The organism is Kineothrix sp. MB12-C1 (genome assembly GCF_030863805.1).
Taxonomy (GTDB): domain Bacteria; phylum Bacillota; class Clostridia; order Lachnospirales; family Lachnospiraceae; genus Kineothrix.
Genome location: NZ_CP132957.1, coordinates 1551388 through 1574007, shown reverse-complemented (window position 1 = coordinate 1574007; position 22620 = coordinate 1551388). Strand labels below are relative to the sequence as shown.

Annotated in this window: 16 protein-coding genes; 15 read left to right on the top strand and 1 reads right to left on the bottom strand. The window is 40.6% G+C overall.

The features are described 5' to 3' along the window. Positions 1 to 9 precede the first annotated feature (9 nt). From RBB56_RS07340 to RBB56_RS07295, 10 genes are all read left to right on the top strand, one after another. Complete coding sequence (locus RBB56_RS07340; protein ID WP_306721728.1) at positions 10 to 2496, top strand: glycogen/starch/alpha-glucan phosphorylase; 2487 nt, start codon at positions 10 to 12, stop codon at positions 2494 to 2496. Positions 2497 to 2691: 195 nt separating this feature from the next. After that, positions 2692 to 4410 carry a methyl-accepting chemotaxis protein gene (locus RBB56_RS07335; RefSeq protein WP_306721727.1) on the top strand — a complete coding sequence of 573 codons (1719 nt, stop codon included), beginning with the start codon at positions 2692 to 2694 and terminating at the stop codon, positions 4408 to 4410. A gap of 198 nt (positions 4411 to 4608) precedes the next feature. Continuing rightward, a complete protein-coding gene (locus RBB56_RS07330; protein ID WP_306721726.1) occupies positions 4609 to 5733 on the top strand; it encodes a substrate-binding domain-containing protein in 1125 nt (374 codons plus the stop codon). A 95-nt stretch (positions 5734 to 5828) separates the two neighbouring features. After that, positions 5829 to 7358 (top strand): sugar ABC transporter ATP-binding protein, encoded by a 1530-nt coding sequence (locus tag RBB56_RS07325; protein WP_306721725.1) that lies wholly within the window; start codon positions 5829 to 5831, stop codon positions 7356 to 7358. Further along, on the top strand, positions 7351 to 8340 hold the full coding sequence (locus tag RBB56_RS07320) for a galactose/methyl galactoside ABC transporter permease MglC (RefSeq protein WP_306721724.1): 990 nt from the start codon (positions 7351 to 7353) through the stop codon (positions 8338 to 8340). Before RBB56_RS07325 ends, RBB56_RS07320 begins: the two co-directional genes overlap by 8 nt. A gap of 313 nt (positions 8341 to 8653) precedes the next feature. Further along, a complete protein-coding gene (locus RBB56_RS07315) occupies positions 8654 to 10264 on the top strand; it encodes a response regulator (RefSeq protein ID WP_306721723.1) in 1611 nt (536 codons plus the stop codon). After that, positions 10264 to 12069: a sensor histidine kinase gene (locus RBB56_RS07310; protein ID WP_306721722.1), complete on the top strand. Its 1806-nt coding sequence runs from the start codon at positions 10264 to 10266 to the stop codon at positions 12067 to 12069. Before RBB56_RS07315 ends, RBB56_RS07310 begins: the two co-directional genes overlap by 1 nt. Further along, the gene (locus RBB56_RS07305; protein ID WP_306721721.1) at positions 12070 to 13002 is read left to right on the top strand and encodes a substrate-binding domain-containing protein; all 933 of its coding nucleotides are present in this window, start codon (positions 12070 to 12072) and stop codon (positions 13000 to 13002) included. A 47-nt stretch (positions 13003 to 13049) separates the two neighbouring features. After that, a complete protein-coding gene (locus RBB56_RS07300) occupies positions 13050 to 14099 on the top strand; it encodes a galactose ABC transporter substrate-binding protein (protein WP_306721720.1) in 1050 nt (349 codons plus the stop codon). A gap of 295 nt (positions 14100 to 14394) precedes the next feature. Continuing rightward, positions 14395 to 15510, top strand: coding sequence for a phosphotransferase enzyme family protein (locus RBB56_RS07295; RefSeq protein WP_306721719.1), 1116 nt, complete (start codon positions 14395 to 14397; stop codon positions 15508 to 15510). Between the two features lie 21 nt (positions 15511 to 15531). Here the strand turns inward: RBB56_RS07295 and RBB56_RS07290 are convergent, their stop codons facing one another. Continuing rightward, on the bottom strand, positions 15532 to 16386 hold the full coding sequence (locus tag RBB56_RS07290; protein ID WP_306721718.1) for a helix-turn-helix transcriptional regulator: 855 nt from the start codon (positions 16384 to 16386) through the stop codon (positions 15532 to 15534). 298 nt (positions 16387 to 16684) lie between these two features. Here RBB56_RS07290 and RBB56_RS07285 point away from each other — a divergent pair, with 298 nt between their 5' ends. The 5 genes from RBB56_RS07285 to gnpA all read left to right on the top strand — a co-directional run bounded on the left by RBB56_RS07285 (position 16685) and on the right by gnpA (position 22618). Then, positions 16685 to 18103, top strand: a complete 1419-nt coding sequence (locus tag RBB56_RS07285; protein WP_306721717.1) for a carbohydrate ABC transporter substrate-binding protein — start codon at positions 16685 to 16687, stop codon at positions 18101 to 18103. A 139-nt stretch (positions 18104 to 18242) separates the two neighbouring features. Next, positions 18243 to 19157 (top strand): carbohydrate ABC transporter permease, encoded by a 915-nt coding sequence (locus RBB56_RS07280; protein WP_306721716.1) that lies wholly within the window; start codon positions 18243 to 18245, stop codon positions 19155 to 19157. Between the two features lie 15 nt (positions 19158 to 19172). Beyond that, on the top strand, positions 19173 to 20057 hold the full coding sequence (locus tag RBB56_RS07275) for a carbohydrate ABC transporter permease (protein ID WP_306721715.1): 885 nt from the start codon (positions 19173 to 19175) through the stop codon (positions 20055 to 20057). Between the two features lie 10 nt (positions 20058 to 20067). Further along, a complete protein-coding gene (locus RBB56_RS07270) occupies positions 20068 to 20244 on the top strand; it encodes a DUF6903 family protein (RefSeq protein ID WP_306721714.1) in 177 nt (58 codons plus the stop codon). 190 nt (positions 20245 to 20434) lie between these two features. Further along, positions 20435 to 22618, top strand: a complete 2184-nt coding sequence (gene gnpA, locus RBB56_RS07265; RefSeq protein ID WP_306721713.1) for a 1,3-beta-galactosyl-N-acetylhexosamine phosphorylase — start codon at positions 20435 to 20437, stop codon at positions 22616 to 22618. Positions 22619 to 22620 lie beyond the last annotated feature (2 nt).

Below are 22620 nucleotides of genomic sequence, written 5' to 3'. Positions count from 1 at the left end.
AGGTCATGTATGGCTAAGAAACCGGCCTTGTCCTTTGACAAGGATTTATTTAAAAGAAGTGTAGTTTATAATGTAAAGACGTTGTATAGAAAAAACATGAAGGAAGCAACTCCCCAGCAGGTGTTCCAGGCAGTTTCTTATGCTATTAAGGATGCTATTGTAGATCATTGGATGGCGACGCAGGAAGCCTATGAGAAACAAGATTCCAAAATGGTCTATTATTTGTCCATGGAATTCCTGATGGGGAGAGCATTGGGGAATAATATTCTTAATTTGCAGGGCTTTAAAGCGGTAAAAGAGGCGTTGGATGAATTAGGTATGGACCTAAATGCTATTGAAGACCAGGAACCGGATGCGGCTCTCGGTAACGGTGGGCTAGGAAGGTTAGCGGCTTGTTTCCTCGATTCCTTGGCAACGCTTGGATATCCGGCTTATGGCTGTGGTATCCGTTATCGCTATGGTATGTTCAAACAGCAGATCAGGGATGGTTATCAGATTGAGATCCCCGATAATTGGTTGGAGAACGGGAATCCTTTTGAATTAAGAAGGCCGGAATATGCCAAAGAAGTTAAGTTCGGCGGCTATGTTAATGTCTATGTAGATGAGAACGGCAGGAATAATTTTAGGCAGGAAGGCTATCAGTCGGTCCATGCGATTCCTTATGATCTGCCGATCGTAGGCTATGGAAATGGCATTGTGAATACGCTGCGTATATGGGATGCTCAGCCGGTAGAATGTTTTAAATTGGATTCCTTCGACAAGGGGGATTATCAAAAAGCAGTGGAGCAAGAGAACCTTGCGAGAAATATCGTCGAGGTACTTTATCCCAATGATAATCATTACGCGGGTAAGGAACTTCGTTTGAAGCAGCAATACTTCTTTATCTCGGCATCGGTACAGGAAGCAGTGGCAAAATATATGCGTACGCATGATGACGTTCGCAAATTTCATGAAAAGGTAGCTTTCCAGTTAAATGATACGCACCCGACCGTAGCGATTGCAGAACTAATGCGTATTCTGATGGATGAGCACTATCTCTCATGGGAAGAGGCATGGGAAGTTACAACAAAGACATGTGCGTATACCAATCATACCATTATGTCGGAAGCCCTTGAGAAATGGCCCATCGAGCTATTTTCCAGACTTCTCCCCAGGGTATATCAGATTGTAGAAGAAATTAACCGTCGTTTCATTATTCAGATAGAGCGGGCATATCCGGGTAACCAGGATAAGGTCCGCAAGATGGCAATTATCTATGACGGTCAGGTGAAGATGGCCCATTTGGCGATTGCGGCAGGATATTCTGTCAATGGTGTAGCAAGACTTCATACGGAAATCTTAAAGCAACAGGAGCTTAAAGACTTCTATGAAATGATGCCGGAGAAGTTCAACAACAAGACTAACGGCATTACACAGAGGCGTTTCTTGCTTCACGGCAATCCTCTCTTGGCAGAGTGGGTGACTTCCCATGTGGGCGCTGATTGGATTACTGATTTGCCTCGTATTAGCAAGCTGAAGGTCTATGCGGAGGATGAAAAGGCACAGCAGGAATTCATGAACATCAAATATAAGAATAAGGTCCGCCTGGCGGAATATATTCTGGAACACAACGGAATTGAAGTGAATCCGCGTTCTATTTTCGATGTACAGGTAAAACGCCTGCATGAATATAAGAGACAGCTTTTGAATATTCTTCATGTGATGCATCTATATAATCAGCTAAAAGAACATCCGGAGATGGATTTCTATCCGAGAACGTTTATCTTCGGGGCAAAGGCGGCAGCCGGATATGTGAATGCGAAGTTGACCATTAAATTAATCAATGCGGTAGGCGAAGTGGTGAACAACGATCCTGCAATCCATGACAAGATTAAGGTAGTTTTCATCGAAGATTATAAAGTATCCAATGCGGAGATGATTTTTGCAGCGGCAGATGTTTCGGAGCAGATATCCACAGCGAGCAAGGAAGCGTCGGGAACGGGTAACATGAAGTTCATGTTAAACGGTGCGCTGACTTTAGGTACGATGGATGGCGCAAATGTGGAAATTGTAGAAGAAGCAGGCAGCGACAATGCTTTTATCTTCGGCCTTAGCTCGGATGAGGTCATTCGTTATGAGAACTTTGGCGGCTATGATCCTATGGAGATTTTCAATAACAATGCGAATGTGAGGAAAGTGTTGATGCAGTTGATCAACGGCACTTACTCTAAAAATGATCCGGATTTATTCCGACCGCTTTATAACTCTCTTTTAAATACACAGAATACGGCAAAGGCTGATACTTACTTTATTCTGAAAGACTTCGATTCTTATGCACAGGCGCAGAAGAAGGTGGAGAGAGCTTATAGAAATGAAAAGGGCTGGGCAAAGAGCGCGATTATAAATGTGGCATGCTCCGGTAAGTTCTCTTCCGATCGTACGATTGAAGAGTATGTGAAAGATATTTGGCATTTGGAGAAGGTAGTGTTACCTCCTAAAAGTGAGATAAAGAAATAACAATATAAAAGGAAGCTCTCCTTTTGTTAGATGGGAAAAAGTCTGACAAAAGGAGACTTTTTTTGTTTGAATTAATTGAAAAATGTAATATATAGAAAAAAATCGATTGAAAAGAGAAGAAAATTGTATATTATTAACAAAAAAATGTTGATAAAGTAAAATTGAGAAGGATTAACCGTATAGGGAGGAAGGGATATGAAATCGATAAAAATAAAAATGTTGTTTATGATCTGCATCTGGCTTTTGGTGTCAATATTTGGAATGCTTATTCTGGCCAGAAATATGAACGATACAAAAAAAGTGAGTGAAACGCTTTTAAGCAGGCAAATGCAAGATTTGAATGATATCTCCGGGTTGATGGAGCAGTTTAAAAGCATACAAAGTCTAACTTTAAATCACGTAATTTTAGGAAGGGGAATTCGAATTGAAGCAATTGAAAAGGAAATACAAGTAGCTTTTGGAGAAATAGATTTAATGGCGGATTCTTACGAGAGCAGGATGAATGAAGAGTGCCGGCCGATTTTTGCAGGATTGCAGGAAGATTTAAAAACTTATAAGGAATTGGTCAATGATATTTTAAAGTATAGCAGCGGTATTAAGAAATCGGATGCAGAGCTTTTGGTCACGACCAACCTTCCTGATGTGGTGAGCAGCGCAGAAGAAAAGTTGCAGCAATTAAAAGATAGTGCGAATGCTTCGGTGGTAGAGGGTAAACTGGAGTTGATAAGATACACGGAGCAAATTCCCAATGTTTTAGCGGGCTCTATATTACTTCTTGTTATAGCAGCTACCGTTACGGCAATTGCCATAAACCGCATGATTATACATCCCGTGGTGCTCTCCACGAAGCAACTTGGAAAGATGATCGCTGAGATAGAAAGACAGGAGGGTGACTTGAATCATCGCCTGCAAGCGAAAACCAACGATGAAATTGGCAGCTTGTTAAAAGGAATGAATCTGATACTCGATATTCTGCAGGGTGCAATAAGCGGGGTGATTCATACGTGCAGCCGTCTTACAGCACTGCAGGAACTTGTATACCAAAGTGCAAATAATGCACAGCAAGGGGCAAATGATACGGCTGCAGTCGTAGAAGAAATAGTGGCTGGAATGGATAATGTGCGAGGTGCTATCTTGACGGTTGCCCGCAATAATGAGGATGTTAATGCAAAGGTTCAGGGTATGATGGAGAAAGCACTGGAAGGCTCTCAATATATAGTAGGAGTAAAAGAAAATGCGAATATTCTCCAGAAGCAGGCGATTACAAGTAAAAATGAAGCGAGTGAGATAATTATTAAAATTGACGGATCTGCCAGAAAATCCGTGACGGATAGTAAGCGGATAGAAGAAGTAGTAAACCTTTCGAGGGATATTTTAGGTATTGCAGATCAGACTAATTTATTGGCATTAAATGCTTCTATAGAAGCTGCAAGGGCAGGGGAATTAGGAAAAGGCTTTGCTGTTGTAGCAGAAGAAATCAGAAAGCTGGCAGATGATTCTAAGAAGATAGCTAATAATATTCAGAATATCAGTCATGAGGTATTTGTCACGGTACAATCGTTGGCGGATAATGCAATGTTGCTTTTGACATTTGTAAATGAAAAGGTCCTTCCTGATTATGACGTACTGGAAAATACCGGAGTGGAATACTATAGATCCTCAGTGGTCATTGATAACATAATGAAAGAGTTTTATGATGCTATGAATAGTCTGGCAATGATGTCGGGTGAAATTGTAGATGCGAATCAGATAATGGAGCTGACAATAGAAGAAAGTCAGGTAGGAATAGCGCATGTATCGGGCAATACATGCGAGCTAACGAAAGGAATGGGGCAGATTACCAGTACCTTAACAGAAATAAATATAGTATTGGAGGAACTGCAAGGTAAAACGGAGTGTTTTGAGAAAATTTAAAAAATTAAGTAAAGTGAATTAAATGTTGCGGGGCAAATTGTATAAAAAAATAATGAATAAATATATAAAATAAGCAATATGACGATGAAAAAAGAAAAATATTGAGGGTGGAAAGAAAATTATTGTATATTTTATATTCTTCTTAGTTGCTAAAATATGGCTGTAAGTAAAAAACATATCATTTAGGGAGGAAACCAAATGAAGAGAAAAATTTTAAGTGTAATCCTGGCAACAACAATGCTTGCTACCATGCTGGTTGGCTGTGGCAGCAGCACAGCGACAACAGAAGAAGCGGCAGCACCGAAAACAGAGGAAGCGGCACCGGCGGCGGAAGAAGCAGCACCGGTTGAAGAAGCGGCTGAAGAAGTAGCAGAGGAAGTGGCAGAAGCAGCAGGATGTGAAGGTGTTGATGGTCTTAATATCGGTATCTGTATTTACAAATTCGATGATAACTTCATGACCTTATACAGGGAAGAGTTAAAATCTTACTTGGAAGCAGGCGGAGCTACCGTTACGGTAATGGATGGTAAAAACGATCAGGCAGAGCAGACGAACCAGATTCAGAACTTCATTACAGAGGGAGTTGACATATTAATTGTAAACTTGGTGCAGTCCTCGGCAGCTCAGCAGATTACCGATCAGTGTGCGAAGGCAGAGATTCCGGTTGTATTCATTAACCGTGAGCCTGCGGATGAAGAAAAAGACAGATGGGCGTCTGAAGGAATTATGGCAACCTACGTCGGTGCGGATGCCAGACAGTCCGGTACATATCAGGGTGAAATCGTTAATGCATTACCGGATAAAGGAGATATTAATGGTGACGGAACTGTAGCATATGTAATGGTAGTGGGCGATCCTGAGAACGTGGATGCGCAGTACAGAACAGAATTCTCTGTAAAAGCGGTAGAAGCTTCCGGGATGACAGTGAAAAAACTGGATGAGCAGCGCGGTGACTGGGATCAGGCAAAAGGACAAGAGATTGTTGCGAATGCTTTGACTGCATATGGCGATGAAATAGAAGTTGTATTTTGTAACAACGACGCAATGGCGCTCGGCGCAAAGCAGGCGATTGAAGCAGCCGGCAGAACGGTAGGTACGGATATTTATTTGTTGGGTGTTGATGCCTTGACAGAAGCTCTTGAGAATGTTATTTCCGGAACAATTACAGGTACGGTATTCAATGACCATATCGGCCAGTCTCATGCGGCGGCGGAAGCGGCGGCGGCATTTGCAGCAGGTGAAACACTCGATACATTGATCGGTGTAGATTATATCAAGGTTACAAAGGATAACGCACAGGAAATTCTGGATATTATTCAGTAGATAAAAGGGGATGTATTAATTTTTCTGGGTGTGTCAGGCGGCACACCCGGAATCTATGCAATGATTCAGTATCATGAGAGGAAGGTTATGCTGATATGAGTCAATACATGTTAGAAATGAATGAAATATATAAAAGCTTTCCCGGAGTTCAGGCGCTGGATAATGTAACGATTAAAGTGAGACCCGGAACTGTACATGCGCTGATGGGAGAAAACGGTGCAGGTAAATCTACTTTAATGAAGTGCTTGTTCGGTATATATAAAATGGATGCCGGAGAAATTATTTTCCAGGGTAAACCGGTAAAAATTGCAAATGCGGAGGATGCATTGGAAAAAGGCATTGCGATGGTGCATCAGGAACTGCAGCCGATTCCGGAAAGAAGCATCGGAGAAAATATTTTCTGCGGCAGATATCCGTTGAAAAAGTTTGGGCCGATTAAGGTAGTGGATCATAAAAAAATGTATACGGAGGCAGAGCGCTTATTGGAAGAAGTGAGGATGCCGTATAATCCCAAAAAGAAGATGGGAACACTGTCGATTTCCCAGATGCAGTCAGTAGAAATTGCCAAAGCGGTTTCTATGGAAGCAAAGGTAGTTATTCTGGATGAGCCTACCTCGTCTTTGACGGATAATGAGGTAGAAGCCTTATTTGCCATTATCGAGGATTTAAAGAAAAAGGGCGTTTCTATTATTTATATTTCACATAAAATGGATGAAATTCTAAGGATTTCCGATGATGTATCTATTATGCGTGACGGACAATATGTGGGAACCTGGGAAGCGAAAGATTTAACAATGGATATGATTATTGCAAGGATGGTAGGGCGTGAACTGACTAATGTATATCCTCCGAAGGATAATGTTCCGGGAGAGGTTATTCTGGAGTTGAAAGAATTGACAAGTATTTTGCCCGGTTCCTTTAAGGATGTTAATCTGACCATACGAAAAGGTGAAATACTCGGAATCGGAGGTTTGGTCGGCGCACAGAGAACAGAACTTATGGAAGCGGTATTCGGGGTACGCCATATCCAATCAGGCGATATTATTTATAAAGGGAAGAAGATACATATCAAACGTCCTCACGATGCGATCCAAAATGGAATCGGATTAATTACAGAGGATCGAAGAGGCACCGGTATTTTCGGCGTACTGAGCATTGCAGATAACGTATCTATTGCTTCTATCGATAAGTATTTAGAAGCTGGCATTATGGTCAATGACAAAAAGGTTGAAAAGCTGGTACAGGAAAATGTGGCAAAATTAAGTATTAAAACACCAAACAGTAGAACACAGATTAAATCCTTATCCGGCGGTAATCAACAGAAAGTTATTATATCGAGGTGGCTGGCCAATGATCCGGAAGTATTAATTATGGATGAGCCTACACGAGGCATTGATGTCGGTGCCAAGTATGAAATCTACCAAATTATAATCAATCTGGCAAAGCAAGGAAAGGCAATTGTTATGATTTCATCAGAAATGGCAGAGCTTATCGGTGTATCGGATAGAATTGCAGTTATGTGTAATGGCCGTGTAACTGGAGAACTGACACGAGAAGAAGCTACCCAGGAGCGAATTATGCAACTTGCAACACACTTTGATCAAGGAGGAAATGGACATGAATAAAGTGAAGGCTTCTCGTTTTAAAAATAGTATTTTCGATCATATGTTAATTGTTATTTTATTTTTGCTTGTAGTGGGAGTCAGTATTGCGAAACCGAATTTCTTATCAGGCAGTAACTTTGCTAATATTTCGGTAAATACTGCAGTACGTTTCATTATTGCTTTGGGAGTCAGCGGCTGCCTGATTACAAAAGGTACTGATCTTTCGGCAGGGCGCATGGTTGGACTCGGCGCTTGTATCGCAGGTACACTTTTGCAGAAAGCAGACTACAGCGATAAGTTTTTCAAAGGCTTGGGGGATATTCCGATTGTTGCAGTATTACTAATTGTAATCATGGTCTGTGCAGTGTTTGGTGTGGCCAATGGATGCGTTGTAGCTTTTTGGAAAGTACCTCCATTCATTGCAACTTTGGGTATGCAGATTATCGTATATGGTCTTTGCCTCGTCTACACAAAAGCAGTTCCGCTGGGCGGCTACAGGGAAGCGTATACGAATATTGCAACGGGTAGGTTTTTGGGCATTCCCTATTTTTTTATCATTGCTTTTTTCATTGGTTTATTCATGTGGTTTTTATATAATAAGACAAGACATGGAAAATATATGTATGCTATCGGCGGCAATGAAGCGGCGGCAGAAGTTTCCGGTGTCAATGTAAGTAAAACGATAATCCTTATTTACGCATTGGCAGCAGGACTCTATGCGACGGCCGGTTTCCTGTTAGGAGCCAAGGCGGGAGGCGCCTCTGTAAATACGGGGTTGGGATACGAATTGGAGGCAATTGCGGCATGTACCATCGGAGGTGTTTCTACAAACGGCGGTGTTGGCAAAGTATCCGGTATTTTAATCGGTGTATTAGTATTCGAGTTATTAAAGTCTTCCATGCAGTTCTTGAGAATCGATACATCGTGGCAATATGTAGTACAGGGACTTGTGATTGTAATTGCGGTAGCATTGGACCTGAGAAAATATCTTGCGAAAAAATAAAATACGTTATACGTTATATATAACTACGGTACGAGAATAGTAGAATTGTAAATCCTCAGCGTTATTTGCGTTGAGGATTTAGCAGATTTATTGTTACTGTTCACAGCGCCGTGCGATAGGTGTTCTTAAGTTACTATTCACAGCCGTTATTCCGCGAAGTTAAAATCGCGATGCCAAATGCTTTATCTTGGCATTTTTATGTGATTTTACGAGTGCTTCAGGCGCAAAAATGCAGTTAAACTGCATTTTGTGTGCATTCTGTTGCTGGGCACAGCGAAGCTGTGAACAGTAACGTTCTTAAAGGAGAAAACAGATGCTATATCGTGTTATGTTAGTGGATGATGAAGAAGAAGTAATACAGGCGATTCTTCAGAAAATTGATTGGGAGACATTGGGTTTTCAGGTGGTAGGATATGCCAAAAATGGACAGGATGCTCTGGAAATGTTAGAAACCCTTGAGACAGATGTCATTATGACGGATATAAAGATGCCGTTTATGGATGGGATTACCTTATGTAAAAAGGTAAAAGAGCAGTATGGAAATATTCATATCCTTATTTTTTCGGGATTTGATGAATTTGAATATGCCAGGGAAGCAATTAAAGCGGAAGTGGAGGAGTATATTTTAAAACCTACGAACGCAAAGGAGCTGTCGGAAGTATTTTTAAGGCTTAAGAATTCCATCGATAAAGAGCGCAGGGAAAGTACAGATATACAAAAGCTCAAGGAATATTATATGGAGAGTCTCCCTGTTATGCAGAAGCAATATATGATTAGCTTAATAGAGGGCAATCTGTCTGACGACCAGATTCAAGCTTATTTGGATATGTATCAGTTGAATCTCGGTTCGCCGTTCTATACGGTAGCGGTAGTTCATGCAAATAATCCTGAACTGCCGGAAGAAGGAAAAGAGCCGCTTGAAAAGCAACTGCTTCTCGTCTCTGCAAAAAAGTATGTGGATGAAAAGTTGAAAGGAAAATATCGATTCGAAAGCCTTATATACCTGGGAAAAATCGTATACATTGTTATGTTGGAGCAAAGTGAAGAATTAAGTGCTTTTATCAATTTTGCGGATCGCATATGCAAAATGACGGAAAGGGCGATTAGTGTATCTTTGTCGGCGGGTATTGGTCAGATGCACAATAAGCTGTCTTTACTGCCCCATTCATACGAGAGTGCCAATGAGGCTATATCGTATAGGGGATTGAATAAGGGGAATTGTGCCATTTATATCGGTGAGGCAGATCCGAGTTTAACCAGCACTCCGATTATAGATATGGAGGGTGTACAGGGTATTGTACAGCAGATAAAATTTGGAAAAGAAAAAGAATTGGAAGAGGCAATTGTACATTTTATGGCAAGGTTGAAGCGAATGGAACTGACGTATCAACAGCTTCAAATAGTGAGCATGGAGGTTGTGACGGAACTATACAAACTGGGTGGAAGTTACCAACTGGACATGCATAAGATTCTAAAGACCGGCACCTACACATTTTCGGATATTGAGGAGATGAACACGGTAGAAAGGTTGGAAGGAGTTCTGAGAAGTGTCTGCTTTACGGTGCGCAATTTGATTCGTAAGGAGAGAAAGGATAGTACAAAGCTTTTGATTGAAAAAGCAAAGGATTACATACAAAATAATTATTCCGATTCAAGATGTACGGTGGAGTCGGTGTGCAGTCATTTGAATATAAGTTCCTGCTATTTTTCCACCTTATTTAAAAGAGAGGTAGGGGTTACATTAATTAATTATGTGACTGACATAAGGATGGAAAAAGCTAAGGAATTACTAAAGAATACGAAAGATAAAACCTATGTAATCGCAGAAAAAGTGGGCTATGCGGAACCGAACTATTTCAGTTATGTATTTAAGAAAAAATTTAAGGTTTCACCTTCTCTTTATCGCATGAATGGAGTGGGATAATGACCGAAAAGGGAAAAGTGTTTTATGACAGAGCAAAAAGGTATATAGGCAGGAAAAGCATTCAGTTCACGTTGGAACTTTCTTTTACAATAGTGGCAATTATTTGCATGACCTTAATTGCCGTAACGTTGCAGAAGAAATTTGAAATAGAAATGCGGGAAACGAAAATAAAATCCACGGAGCAAGTAATCGATCAGGTGCGTCTGAATCTGGAAAATTATCTGCGAAGTATGATGCGGATATCGGATGCCATGTATTATACAACGATTAAGAGCAAGGATATCTCTACAGATTCTCTGCAGGCAGAAATGAATCTGCTGTATGAGGCAAATAAAGATAACCTTGTTTCTGTTGCTTGCTTTGATATCGAAGGAAATCTTTTAGGAGCAACGCCGATTGATGCAGTAAAACGAAATGCAAATATAGCCTATCAGAATTGGTTCGTTACGGCGAATGAGGAGTTGGAGAACTTTCATTTCTCGTTACCTCATGTACAGAATCTATTTGATGATTCCAGTCATAGATACTATTGGGTGATATCCTTAAGCCGGATTGTGGAATTGACCTCCAAGGGAAATAATCAAAGAGGAGTCTTGCTCGTCGATATGAATTACAGCACAATTGAGCAGCAGTTTAAGAAAGTCAATTCCAATACATCTCTGGGCTATACCTATCTTCTCGGGAAAAATGGGGAAATCATTTATCATCCCAAGCAGGAACTGATTTATTCCGGCCTGCTGCAGGAGAATAATCTGGAAGCGATGAATTATAGCGATGGAAGTTATCAGGAGACATTTCAAAAAGAAAAAAGAGTTGTCATTGTGAAAACAATTGGTTATACAGGCTGGAAAATAGTCAGTGTGATTCCAAATACATTTTTTGAAATGGCAGTTTCCGGAATACAAATCTTCGCACTTTTTATTATTATGCTTTCTATCTGCATTCTCATTTTCATTAATCAATTTGTATCCAGGCAGATTGCTAAGCCTATAAAAAATTTAGAGGATTCCGTACGTGAGATTGAAAGCGGGAATTTGGATATCCAAATAAGTGAGGGAGGTTCCTATGAGGTACAGAAATTGGGAAGGACAATAAAGTCGATGGTTTCTCAGATGCGTGAACTGATGGACGATATTGTAAAAGAACAGGAGCAGAAGCGGAAGATGGAGTTGGGTGCTCTCCAGTCGCAGATTAATCCCCATTTTCTATATAATACATTGGATACGATTGTCTGGATGATCGAAACGGAGCGGTATGAAGAAGCAATTACCATTGTGACACAATTGGCCAGTTTATTCCGCATTAGTCTGAGTAAGGGGAAAACAATTATTTCTATAAAAGATGAGGTATCACATGCTCAAAACTATATGAATATACAGAAAATCCGGTATAAGAATAAGTTTGAAGTGCGGTATGATATCGATGAAGAGGTATGCAAATATGCAACGGTAAAATTAATTATTCAGCCGCTTTTGGAAAATGCAATTTATTATGGTATGGAATTTATGGATGGGGAGGGTATTATTACACTCCGTGCATACATGGAGGACAAAGTTTACATAGAAGTAACTGATAACGGGCTAGGTATTCCGAAGGAGAACGTGGAGCAATTATTGGTAGAGAACAATCAGGTGCAGAAAAGAGGTTCGGGAGTTGGGATTATCAATGTACATCAAAGAATTCAGTTACGCTTTGGCGAGGAATACGGGTTGGAAATAGAAAGTGAACCGGATGAAGGTACGTGTGCGAGAATATGTTTGCCTAAAATTTTGTATGAGAATCTGGAAGATAAGGGGGATGAATAGATGAATGATAAAAAAGAGATTAGAAATATATTAATCCTTGTCCTTATCATCGCAGCAGTGAGTACCTTGATCATAGTAAGATTCTATGGAAACAACCAAAATGAGCGATATAACATTTCTGTCATTGCGGGAGAATCCCATGCAGAAAGATGGATAGTCCTGCAACAAGGAGTTGAAAAAGCAGGCAATGATTATAATGCACAGATTAACTTTTATACTGTAGCAAATGGCGGAGATGCTAAAGAGCAGAAGGAATTAATAAACAGGGAATTAGAGAAAAAAGTGGATGCTATTATTATTTGTGCGGTGGACAGTCGGGAAATACAGGAAGTGCTGCAGGGGAACGAACGCAGGACTCCGGTTATTTTAATCGAAACAGATTTGAAGCCGGGACATTTATATTCCCAGGTTTCGCCGGATAATTATGAGATGGGCTATCATTTGGGAGAAGAATTTGTCAGGCAGCAGGAAGGAGAAGAAACAACAGCAGCCATTCTTATAGATAATGATAAAATAGCGGCACAACAAGAACGGGTAGAGGGGTTCGAAAAAGCGCTCGCTTCCGCGAAAAATATTACAATAAAATGGAGGGCATCCGATTATCAAAGCAGTGAGCAAGTGGACAATATAATCAGCATGGATTGTGTCGGAACACAAAGTGCAATAGAAATAAGCAGAGCTCATAATGAGAAGATTAGGGTTTATGGATTTGGAAATGCGGAAACAAACATTTACTATATGGATAAGGGAATGATAAAGGTCTTGGTAGTGCCTAATGATTTCAATATGGGATACTTGAGCGTACAGAATGCAGTGCAGGCAGTTGAAAAAGATACAGCCTATAAAAGGACAATTGTTGAACATATAGTGGTTACGGGTGATACCTTGCATAAGGAAGAAAATCAAAGGATTATTTTTCCTATTGTGCAGTAAATGAGTGATTGGGTTCGAGTCTGCCGGGGTGGACATGGGGTGTAGGGATGAAAAAGATAATAGCGGTTGTTTTTTTGATACTTTTAAGCGGAATACTTATTGTAATTGGTTCGATTTATATAAGTTCCCAAGAAAAGAACAAAGTAGAAAGGATTAAGATAGGTGTCAGTGTATATAATCAATATGATACTTTTATTGCCAGCCTGATGGAGCAGATGAAAAGCTGTGCCGTACAAAAAGAAAATGAAACTGATATTGAAATAATTGTGGATATTGTGAATGCAGCCGGAAGCCAACTAGAGCAGAACGACCAGGTGGAGAAATTTGTCAATAATGGATATGATGTAATTTGTGTTAATCTTGTGGATCGAACAGATCCCACCTTAATTATAGATAAAGCAGAAAGCGCAGGAATCCCTATCATATTTTTCAACAGGGAGCTTGTACCGGAGGATTTAAAAAGATATGATAAGGCCTATTACGTCGGTGCCGTAACGATAGAGCCCGGAATTATACAGGGAGAGATGATTGTTGATTTGCTAAAGAAGAAAAAGGAAAGTGTTGATAAAAATGCTGATAATAAAATCCAATATATTATGCTGGAAGGCGAAGCCGGTCATCAGGACGCTATTATACGGACGGAATATGCAGTTAATACGATTGTAGAGAATGGAATACAGGTAGAAAAGCTGGATTATGCTTTGGCAAATTGGAATAGAGATCAGGGTAAAAGTAAGATGGATAAACTGATTGAAGAATTTGGGGATAAGATAGAAGTAATTATTTCAAATAATGATGATATGGCATTAGGGGCGATCGATGCATATATTGACATGCAGGAGATAGAAAACATACCGATTATAGTAGGCATTGATGGAACTTTGACAGGTCTGACGGCGGTAAAGGAGGGCTATCTATACGGAACGGCATATAATGATGATATCGGTCAGGGAAGGAGTCTTTTGGAGCTGTCTTATGCTTTGAAAACAGGTCAAAGCCTTCCGGAGGATATTGTAATGACAGAAGAAAAATACATACGTTATTCCTATAAAAAAGTAACGAAAGAAAATGTGGAAGAATTTATAAGAATTCATTAATAGTATAATCTTTACGTTCCAAGACATGGAAGGAGTTGTTTGCCCGAAACAGTTATTAATAGAAGGAATAAAGAAATAGAAAACGGCGTTTGAGTGAAAAATCACTCGGATGCCGTTTTTGGATTATTAGTATGCAGAAAGTGAAAAGAAAGTAGAAAATAGTGTAAAGAAATAAAAAGGACAGTATGATAGGGTAGGAAATAATAGAAGGTAATTGCGAAATGTGCAAAAGATATGAGGGAATAATAGTAAAGGCTGCTTAATTTTAATTATAAAGAGAGAGGGAAATGAGATTATGGAACAAGGTTTGAAGGAAAAGATATGGAGTGTGGCTCAGAAATTTCAAGTGCAAGGTGAGGTGACCGAGGTTGAAGAATATGGAAATGGGCATATTAATGATACGTATCTCGTAACCTGCGCTTTGGCAGAAGGCGGAGTAAAGCGTTACATTATGCAAAGGATGAATGATAGTATATTCAAGAATCCAAAAGAGCTGATGGAGAATGTTGTAAATGTAACTTCTTTTTTAAGGAAGAAGATTTCAGCCGCAGGCGGAGATGTAGAGAGAGAGACTCTGAACGTAATCCTTACGAAAGAAGATAAGCATTATTTGGAGGAAATGGGTGAGTTCTTCAGAATGTATCTTTTTATTGAGGATGCGATCAGCTTAGAGCAAGTGAAACGTCCGGAGGATTTTTACAATAGTGCGGTATCTTTTGGTAATTTTCAGAAGCTGTTGGAAGATTATCCGGCAGATACCTTACATGAAACGATCGTGAACTTTCACAATACAGTGAGCCGATTCGAAGATTTTAAGAAAGCGGTAGCGGAAGACAGGTGCGGACGTGCGAAGGAAGTGGAGGAAGAAATCGCTTTTGTTCTTAACAGGGAAGCTGATACGCATATTATATGCGATGCGCTCGCAGAAGAGAGAATTCCTCTTCGCGTGACGCATAACGATACGAAGTTAAATAATATTATGATCGATAATAAGACAGGAAAGGGAATCTGTGTAATCGACCTCGATACGGTAATGCCGGGTTCTGCACTTTATGATTATGGCGATTCTATCCGTTTTGGAGCCAATACGGGAGCGGAGGATGAGAAGAATTTGGATTTGATTTCTCTTAACTTAGGTTTATTCGATATTTATACGAAGGGATATATGGAGGGATGTCAGGGAAGTTTGACGAAGGAAGAAATCCGCTTGCTTCCCATGGGGGCCAAGCTTATGACTTTTGAGTGCGGAATACGTTTCCTGGGCGATTATTTAAATGGTGACGTGTATTTCAAGATTCATAGACCGGAGCACAACCTGGACAGATGCCGTACACAATTTTGTCTGGTAGCCGACATGGAGAAGAAGTGGAAGCAAATGGAGAGTATTGTAGAGAAATACGGGGAACAATAGTGTGAAAAGTAAATTTTCACACTATTCAACCTTTTTTCTGTTGGGGGTATTGAGTTTGCGATATTGCTGAGGTGTCATCCCTATCGTTTTTTTGAAGATTTGTGAAAAGTAAGACTGAGAGGAGAAGCCGGTGCTGGATGCAATCTGTGCGATGGAATGATTAGTGTTAATAAGAAGTTCCATACTCGCTTTCAATCTCTTATCGGTAAGATAGCTGATAGGGGATTGTCCGATACAGTTCGCGAAGGAGTGCGCCAGGTAATATTTATTAATATGGGTAACGTCTGCAAGAGTATCTAAAGTAATATTTTTAGCATAGTTAGTGTCGATATAGCGTTTGGCCAAAGCACACTCCTTGGATATTTTAAAGGTGGAATCGGAAATAATAGACAGGTGCTGCTCCCTCGATATGAAGATGAGAAGTACCTGCAGGATGCTTTGGCATACTTGATCGAAGCCCTGTTTCTTTTCCCGGAATTCCTTTAGCATAAGCCCGGCGAAATTCACAAGGTGGTTCTGAGAAGAAGTATAGCTATAGTAGCTGTAATTTTTCTGTATTTCTTCGTCAGTTTCAAAGGAAAACGCCAGACCATCTACTCCGAACACAATATATTCCATCGGATCACCGATCATAGTCTTTTCGGTATGTTCGATATGAGGATTGATAATAATGAGATCATTAGGTTTTACCGGAATGGGCTCGTCCTCAATTAAAAACACCCCTTTTCCACTGATAACGTAGAAAAGTTCGGTAAAATGGTGTGTATGAGGAAGGCTTTGCCAGTCTCCTTCGTATTTGGAGATGGAAATATAGCGAAGGGTAAAGTTGGGCTTGGATGATTCTTTTTTTTCCAATTGTATAATTTCGTTGCTCATAATGATCTACCTTTCTAATAATTTGGTATTTTAGTATTTTTGTAATTTTTTATATCAGAAAAATAAAATTAACAATAAAGTAATAAGTTGATTGTTAATAATATACAATTAATAATTGCCATATTTGTATATATTATGTAATTATACAATATTATTTGATATAAATAAAGTTTTTTATTATCAAATAAGCAATAAATATAAAAAATACAGCAATAAAGAAATTGAACAGGGCAAAATAAATAGATATACTGAATTTACAAGTTGATTGTTAGTTGTTATAAACAAAGGGAGGAATGACATGAAGAAAAAAATCGTATCTGTATTATTGGCATCGGCAATGATCGTTAGCACATTGGCAGGATGCGGCAGTACAGCACAGACTACACAGGAAACACCGGCGGTAGAAGAAAATGCGGAAACAGAAGCACCCGCTGAGGAAGCCGCTTCTGGGGAGGCAGGAGAAGAAGTAGCTCAGGCAGGTCTTGAAGGAACTCTTAAGGTTGCAGCTTTTGACGGCGGATATGGCACAGAGATGTGGACAGAAGTAACGAATAAGTTTATGGAAAATAATCCGGGCGTTACCATTGAATTAACAGCAGAGAAAAATCTGGAAGAAGTTATCAGCCCTCTTATGAAAGCAGGCGACTATCCTGATTTCGTATATTTGGCAACAGGACGTGAGCTCGCTCTTCCTGAAACACTGTTGAAAGACAATGCAATTATGAGTATCACTGATGTATTATCCATGCAGGTACCGGGAGAAGATATATCCGTAGGAGATAAAATTATCACCGGATTCACGGATACCTTGGTAACAAATCCTTACAATGATGGCGAGACATATCTTGCACCTATGTTCTATAGCCCTTGCGGACTTTGGTATGATGCGAACCTTTTAGCATCAAAAGGCTGGGAAGTTCCTCAGACATGGGATGAAATGTGGGAACTTGGCGATAAGGCAAAAGAAGAAGGAATTTCCTTGTTTACTTATCCGGTAGCAGGATACTTCGATGCTTTTGTATTCGGACTTTTGACACAGGCAGGCGGAAGCGATTTCTATAATAGAGCGATGAGCTATGAAGACGGTATCTGGGAAACAGAGGAAGCAAAACAAGTATTTGATATTATAGGTAAGCTTGCACAGTATATGGAGCCTACAACAGTTGGTAATGCGAACAAAGATAACTTTAAGAAAAATCAGCAGTTAGTATTGGATGATAAAGCGATCTTTATGCCGAATGGAAACTGGATCATCGGAGAGATGGCAGATGCTCCGAGAGCAGAAGGATTCGAATGGGGATTCACACCTCTTCCGGCAGTAACAGCAGGCGGTGACAGATGTGCGTTTACATTCTTCGAGCAGGCATGGATTCCGGCTCAGGCAGAGAATCCGGAACTTGCAAAAGCATTCATGGCTTATCTGTATTCTGATGAAGCAGCAGAAATCTTTGCAACAACAGGCGGAGCTATTCAGCCGGTTAAGGGTGTAAGTGATTTCATTGCTGATGAAGAGACAAAAATGATCTATTCTATTTATGATAAAGGAGCAATTGCTTCTATGGGTGGATTCGCAGCAACAGAAGCGGTAGAAGGCGTAAGCATGAAAGAAACTTTATTCTTCACTATCGACAGTATCGTAACAGGTGATAAGACAGTGGAAGAATGGCAGGCAGCGGTAGAAAACGTGAGTGACCAGTTAAGGGGAGCTTTAAAGTAGTAGAAAAGAAATTTATTCGTAACTATTCAGTAGGTATGCGAAGGTACTGAGTAGCTACATTTATTCAAGGTAAACGGGGCGGTGGGTAATGAAGGTTACTCACCGCTTGTTTCAGGAAATGTAATCAGGAGGTAGACCGATGGGAAAGAAGAAAAGTAGAAAAAGGCAAAAAGGAGCATTTATTTTCTGCTGCGTCGCACCGGCAACAATATTATTGTTTCTGTTTATGATTATGCCGACATTTAACGTGTTTAAAATGTCGCTTTATAAATGGGGAGGATTTTCGGCAGAAAAGACCTTTGTAGGAATTGAAAATTTTAAAAAGCTGGCTGTAGATGAGAAATTTCTTCGTTCCATGCAGAATTCCATTTTAATTATTGTAGTAGTAACATTGATTACGATGGCTCTTGCTATTATCTTTGCAGCAATTTTATCCAGACAAAAGATAAAAGGGCAGGGTATCTTTCGTGTTATATTTTACATCCCCAATATTTTGTCTATCGTCGTAATATCTGCGATCTTCTCCGCAGTGTACGATCAGAGAGAAGGGCTTTTGAACACATTTATTTATCTTTTCCGCCCGGTGGGGGAAAATGGAGAGGGCTTAATTGCGTGGCTCGGTAATCAGAAGCTTGTAATATGGGCAATTATAATCGCTCTTATCTGGCAGGCCATCGGCTACTATATGGTTATGTACATGGCAAGTATGGCGAGTGTTCCTGAGAGTATATATGAATCCGCATCGATCGAGGGGGCAGGAGGGTTTACGCAGTTCTTCACAATGACGCTTCCGCTCATATGGAGCAATATAAGGACCACACTTACCTTTTTCATTATCAGTACGATTAACTTAAGCTTTATGCTTGTAAAAGCAATGACCGGCGGCGGACCGGATGGAGCTTCCGACGTATTTTTGAATTATATGTATAATCAGGCCTATACCAACTCCTCTTATGGATATGGTATGGCGATTGGTGTTGTTGTATTTACTTTCTCATTCGCGCTTTCAGGCATTGTCAATGCTGTGACGAAGCGGGAAACATTGGAATTTTAGGAAGGAGGACGGCAAATGAATAAAAAGTTTAACACTTCGAAAATAGTGATGCAGTTCTTCGTCTATTTGGCGTTAATCGCTTTGGCGGTAGTGATTGTTATACCGGTGGCATGGGTATTCATGGCTTCTTTGAAGGAAAATTCCGAATTCTACGGAAGAAGTCCGTGGACACTTCCTGAAGGATTGAATTTCCAGAACTTTATCGATGCCTTCGAGAAGGCGAATATGGGTACCTATATGGCAAACTCAGTGTTTGTAACGGTGCTGTCCCTCTTTTTCCTCTTGCTGATTGCGATTCCTGCAGCTTACGTACTGGCGAGATATCGCTTTAAAGGCAGTAAACTATTGAACGTTGTATTTATGGCAGGATTATTTGTTAATGTGAACTATATTGTAGTACCGATTTTCTTAATGTTGGTAGATGGAGATACCTTTCTTAGAGGGAGTAACCTTCCGCCGTTTCTTTTAAATAACCTGGTGGTGCTTTCGCTTATCTATGCATCTACGCATCTTCCCTTTACTATCTATCTGTTATCCGGGTTCTTTGCTTCTATTCCAAAGGATTATGAAGAGGCAGCATTTGTGGATGGAAGCGGTTATGTGCGGACGATGGTAACCATTATGATTCCTATGGCACGTCCTGCAGTGGTCACGATTATTTTATTCAACTTCCTGGCATTCTGGAATGAATATATTATCTCTATGACACTTATGACAAAAGATAAGTTCAAGACACTTCCTGTGGGACTTATGAACTTGGTGAGTGCTCAGAAAGCAGCAACGAACTACGGGCAGTTATACGCAGGACTCGTTATTGTTATGCTTCCTACATTGATACTATACATGCTGGTACAGAAGCGTCTGACTCAGGGAATGAGCCTTGGCGGTCTGAAGGGATAGGAGGAAGAACATGGATAAAACAATGCAGTTAATAGGGAGAGTAATAAATATTATTTTGTTTGTCACTTTTTTGACGATGATTATAGTGGGACAAAAGCAGACAGGATACGGCAACCTGTTGATGATGCTTGGCGGCCTTGTCGGTTTGCTTTCACTTTTGTACCTTTACAATAAAAAGTACCGGTAACAGAGCAAAACAAGTGTAATTGCCAGGGGACTGAACAGTTATAACGAATAGATGTAACAGTTCAGACAGGTCTGCGCATTTGCTGCGCTGACCGTAAGAAAACGTAAATGCTGCTGGCAAAAATCCCATCGCCGTAGGCGATTCTCATGGATTTTTGCATGTAACAGCGAAGGTATCTGAACTGTTACGAATGGATAAAAAGGAGAGAACGATGTTGACGACAGGCAGATTGACATTACCTACCGACATAGATATGGTAGACGAAACGATAAGATTGAAGAATCTTTTAGGAGCTGATGCGCTCAGAGACTGTGACGGAACAGTGATGCCGGAGGCATTGTTATCGCAAGACGGCAAAAAATATGCGACTTATTACACGACTAGAAAAGACAATGAGTGGGCGCTTGAGAACCCGGAAGAAATCCAGCAGGAATATTTAATCAGCAATCGTTTGACAGCTAAGGATACGGTTCTTAACATTAAGCTAATGGAAGGATTCCATACCGAACAGCTTAAGGTCAACACGATAGATGATCCGAAGCGTTGGTGGGAAGTTATGGACCGCACGACCGGAGAAGTAGTACCTACCGATAAGTGGGAATTTAATGCGGAGACCGAAGAGGTCATAATTCAGACAGAGAAATATCATGAATATACAGTGAGTTTCCTGGCATTTCTCATATGGGATCCGGTTCATATGTATAACTTTATCACGAATGATTGGCAGGATGCACCTCATCAGCTCACCTTCGATGTAAGACAGCCCAAGACACAGAAGCATGTGAAGGAAAAACTCAGAAAATGGTGCGAGGAAAACCCTCATATCGATGTGGTTCGTTTCACTACCTTTTTCCATCAGTTCACTTTGACCTTCGATGAGCAAAAACGTGAAAAATATGTGGAATGGTTCGGTTATAGTGCGAGCGTAAGTCCTTATATTCTGGAACAATTCGAGAAGTGGGCCGGTTATAAGTTCCGCCCCGAGTTCATTGTGGATCAAGGTTATCATAACTCTATGTTCCGTGTACCGAGCAAGGAATTCAGAGATTTCGTCGAATTCCAGCAGATAGAAGTTAGCAAGCTTGCGAAGGAACTCGTTGATATTGTACATGAATACGGTAAAGAAGCGATGATGTTCCTCGGTGATCACTGGATCGGAACAGAACCTTTTGGAAAATATTTCGAAACAATCGGATTGGATGCGGTAGTAGGCTCGGTAGGCGACGGTGTGACCCTCCGTATGATTTCGGATATTAAAGGAGTGAACTATACGGAAGGAAGGCTTCTTCCTTATTTCTTCCCGGATGTATTCTGCGAAGGCGGCGATCCGATCGGAGAGGCAAGGGATAATTGGCTGAAAGCAAGGCGTGCGATTCTTCGTTCGCCTCTCGACCGCATCGGATACGGCGGATATTTGAAATTGGCTTCCGAGTGGCCGGGATTCATCGATGAGATTACTCATGTAGTGAATGAATTCCGTCTGATTCACGAGAATATGAATGGAACAAAGGCTTATGTGGCTCCATTTAAAGTGGCGGTATTAAACTGCTGGGGTAATTTGAGAAGATGGATGGCTAATCAGGTGCATCATTCGATTTGGCATAGAGAGATTTACTCCTATGTAGGTGTTATTGAATGCTTGAGCGGCATGCCTTTCGATGTGGAATTCATTACTTTCGATGAAGTAAGAGAAGGCATTCCGGAAGATATTAAAGTAATTATCAATGCAGGCGATGCTTATACTTCGTTCAGCGGTGCTGAAAATTGGAAAGATCCTGCTGTTCTTACCGCTTTGCGTGAATTCGTAGATAATGGCGGCGGCCTTATCGGTGTGGGGGAACCTACGGCTTGCCAGTTCGAAGGTCGCTATTTCCAGCTTAGCGATGTACTTGGCGTGGACAGGGAACTGGGATTCTCTCTTAGCACGGATAAATATAATGAGCTGAATGCTGAGCACTTTATTCTGGAGGATATTGAAGGAGAGATAGACTTCGGAGAAGGGAAGAGCCGCATCTATGCACATGGTAAGAACTATCAGATATTGAATCAGGACGGAAAGTATAGTAGACTGGTTGTGAATGAATATGGAAAAGGGCGTGGTGTCTATTTCGCAGGACTTCCGTATTCACCTCAGAACTGCCGCATTTTGCTTCGTGCTATTTATTATGCTGCAGGAAAAGAGAGTGAGATGAAACGTTTCTACGTAACGAATGTGGATACTGAGGTAACTGTATTTGAAGAAACCGGAAAAATCGCGGTAATTAACAACTCACATGAAAAACGTTATACAGAGCTTTATATCGATGGAAACCTGTCTTACCGTCTGGATTTGGAAGGGATGGAAATGAGATGGGTGGATTTAAAAAGGGGATAATA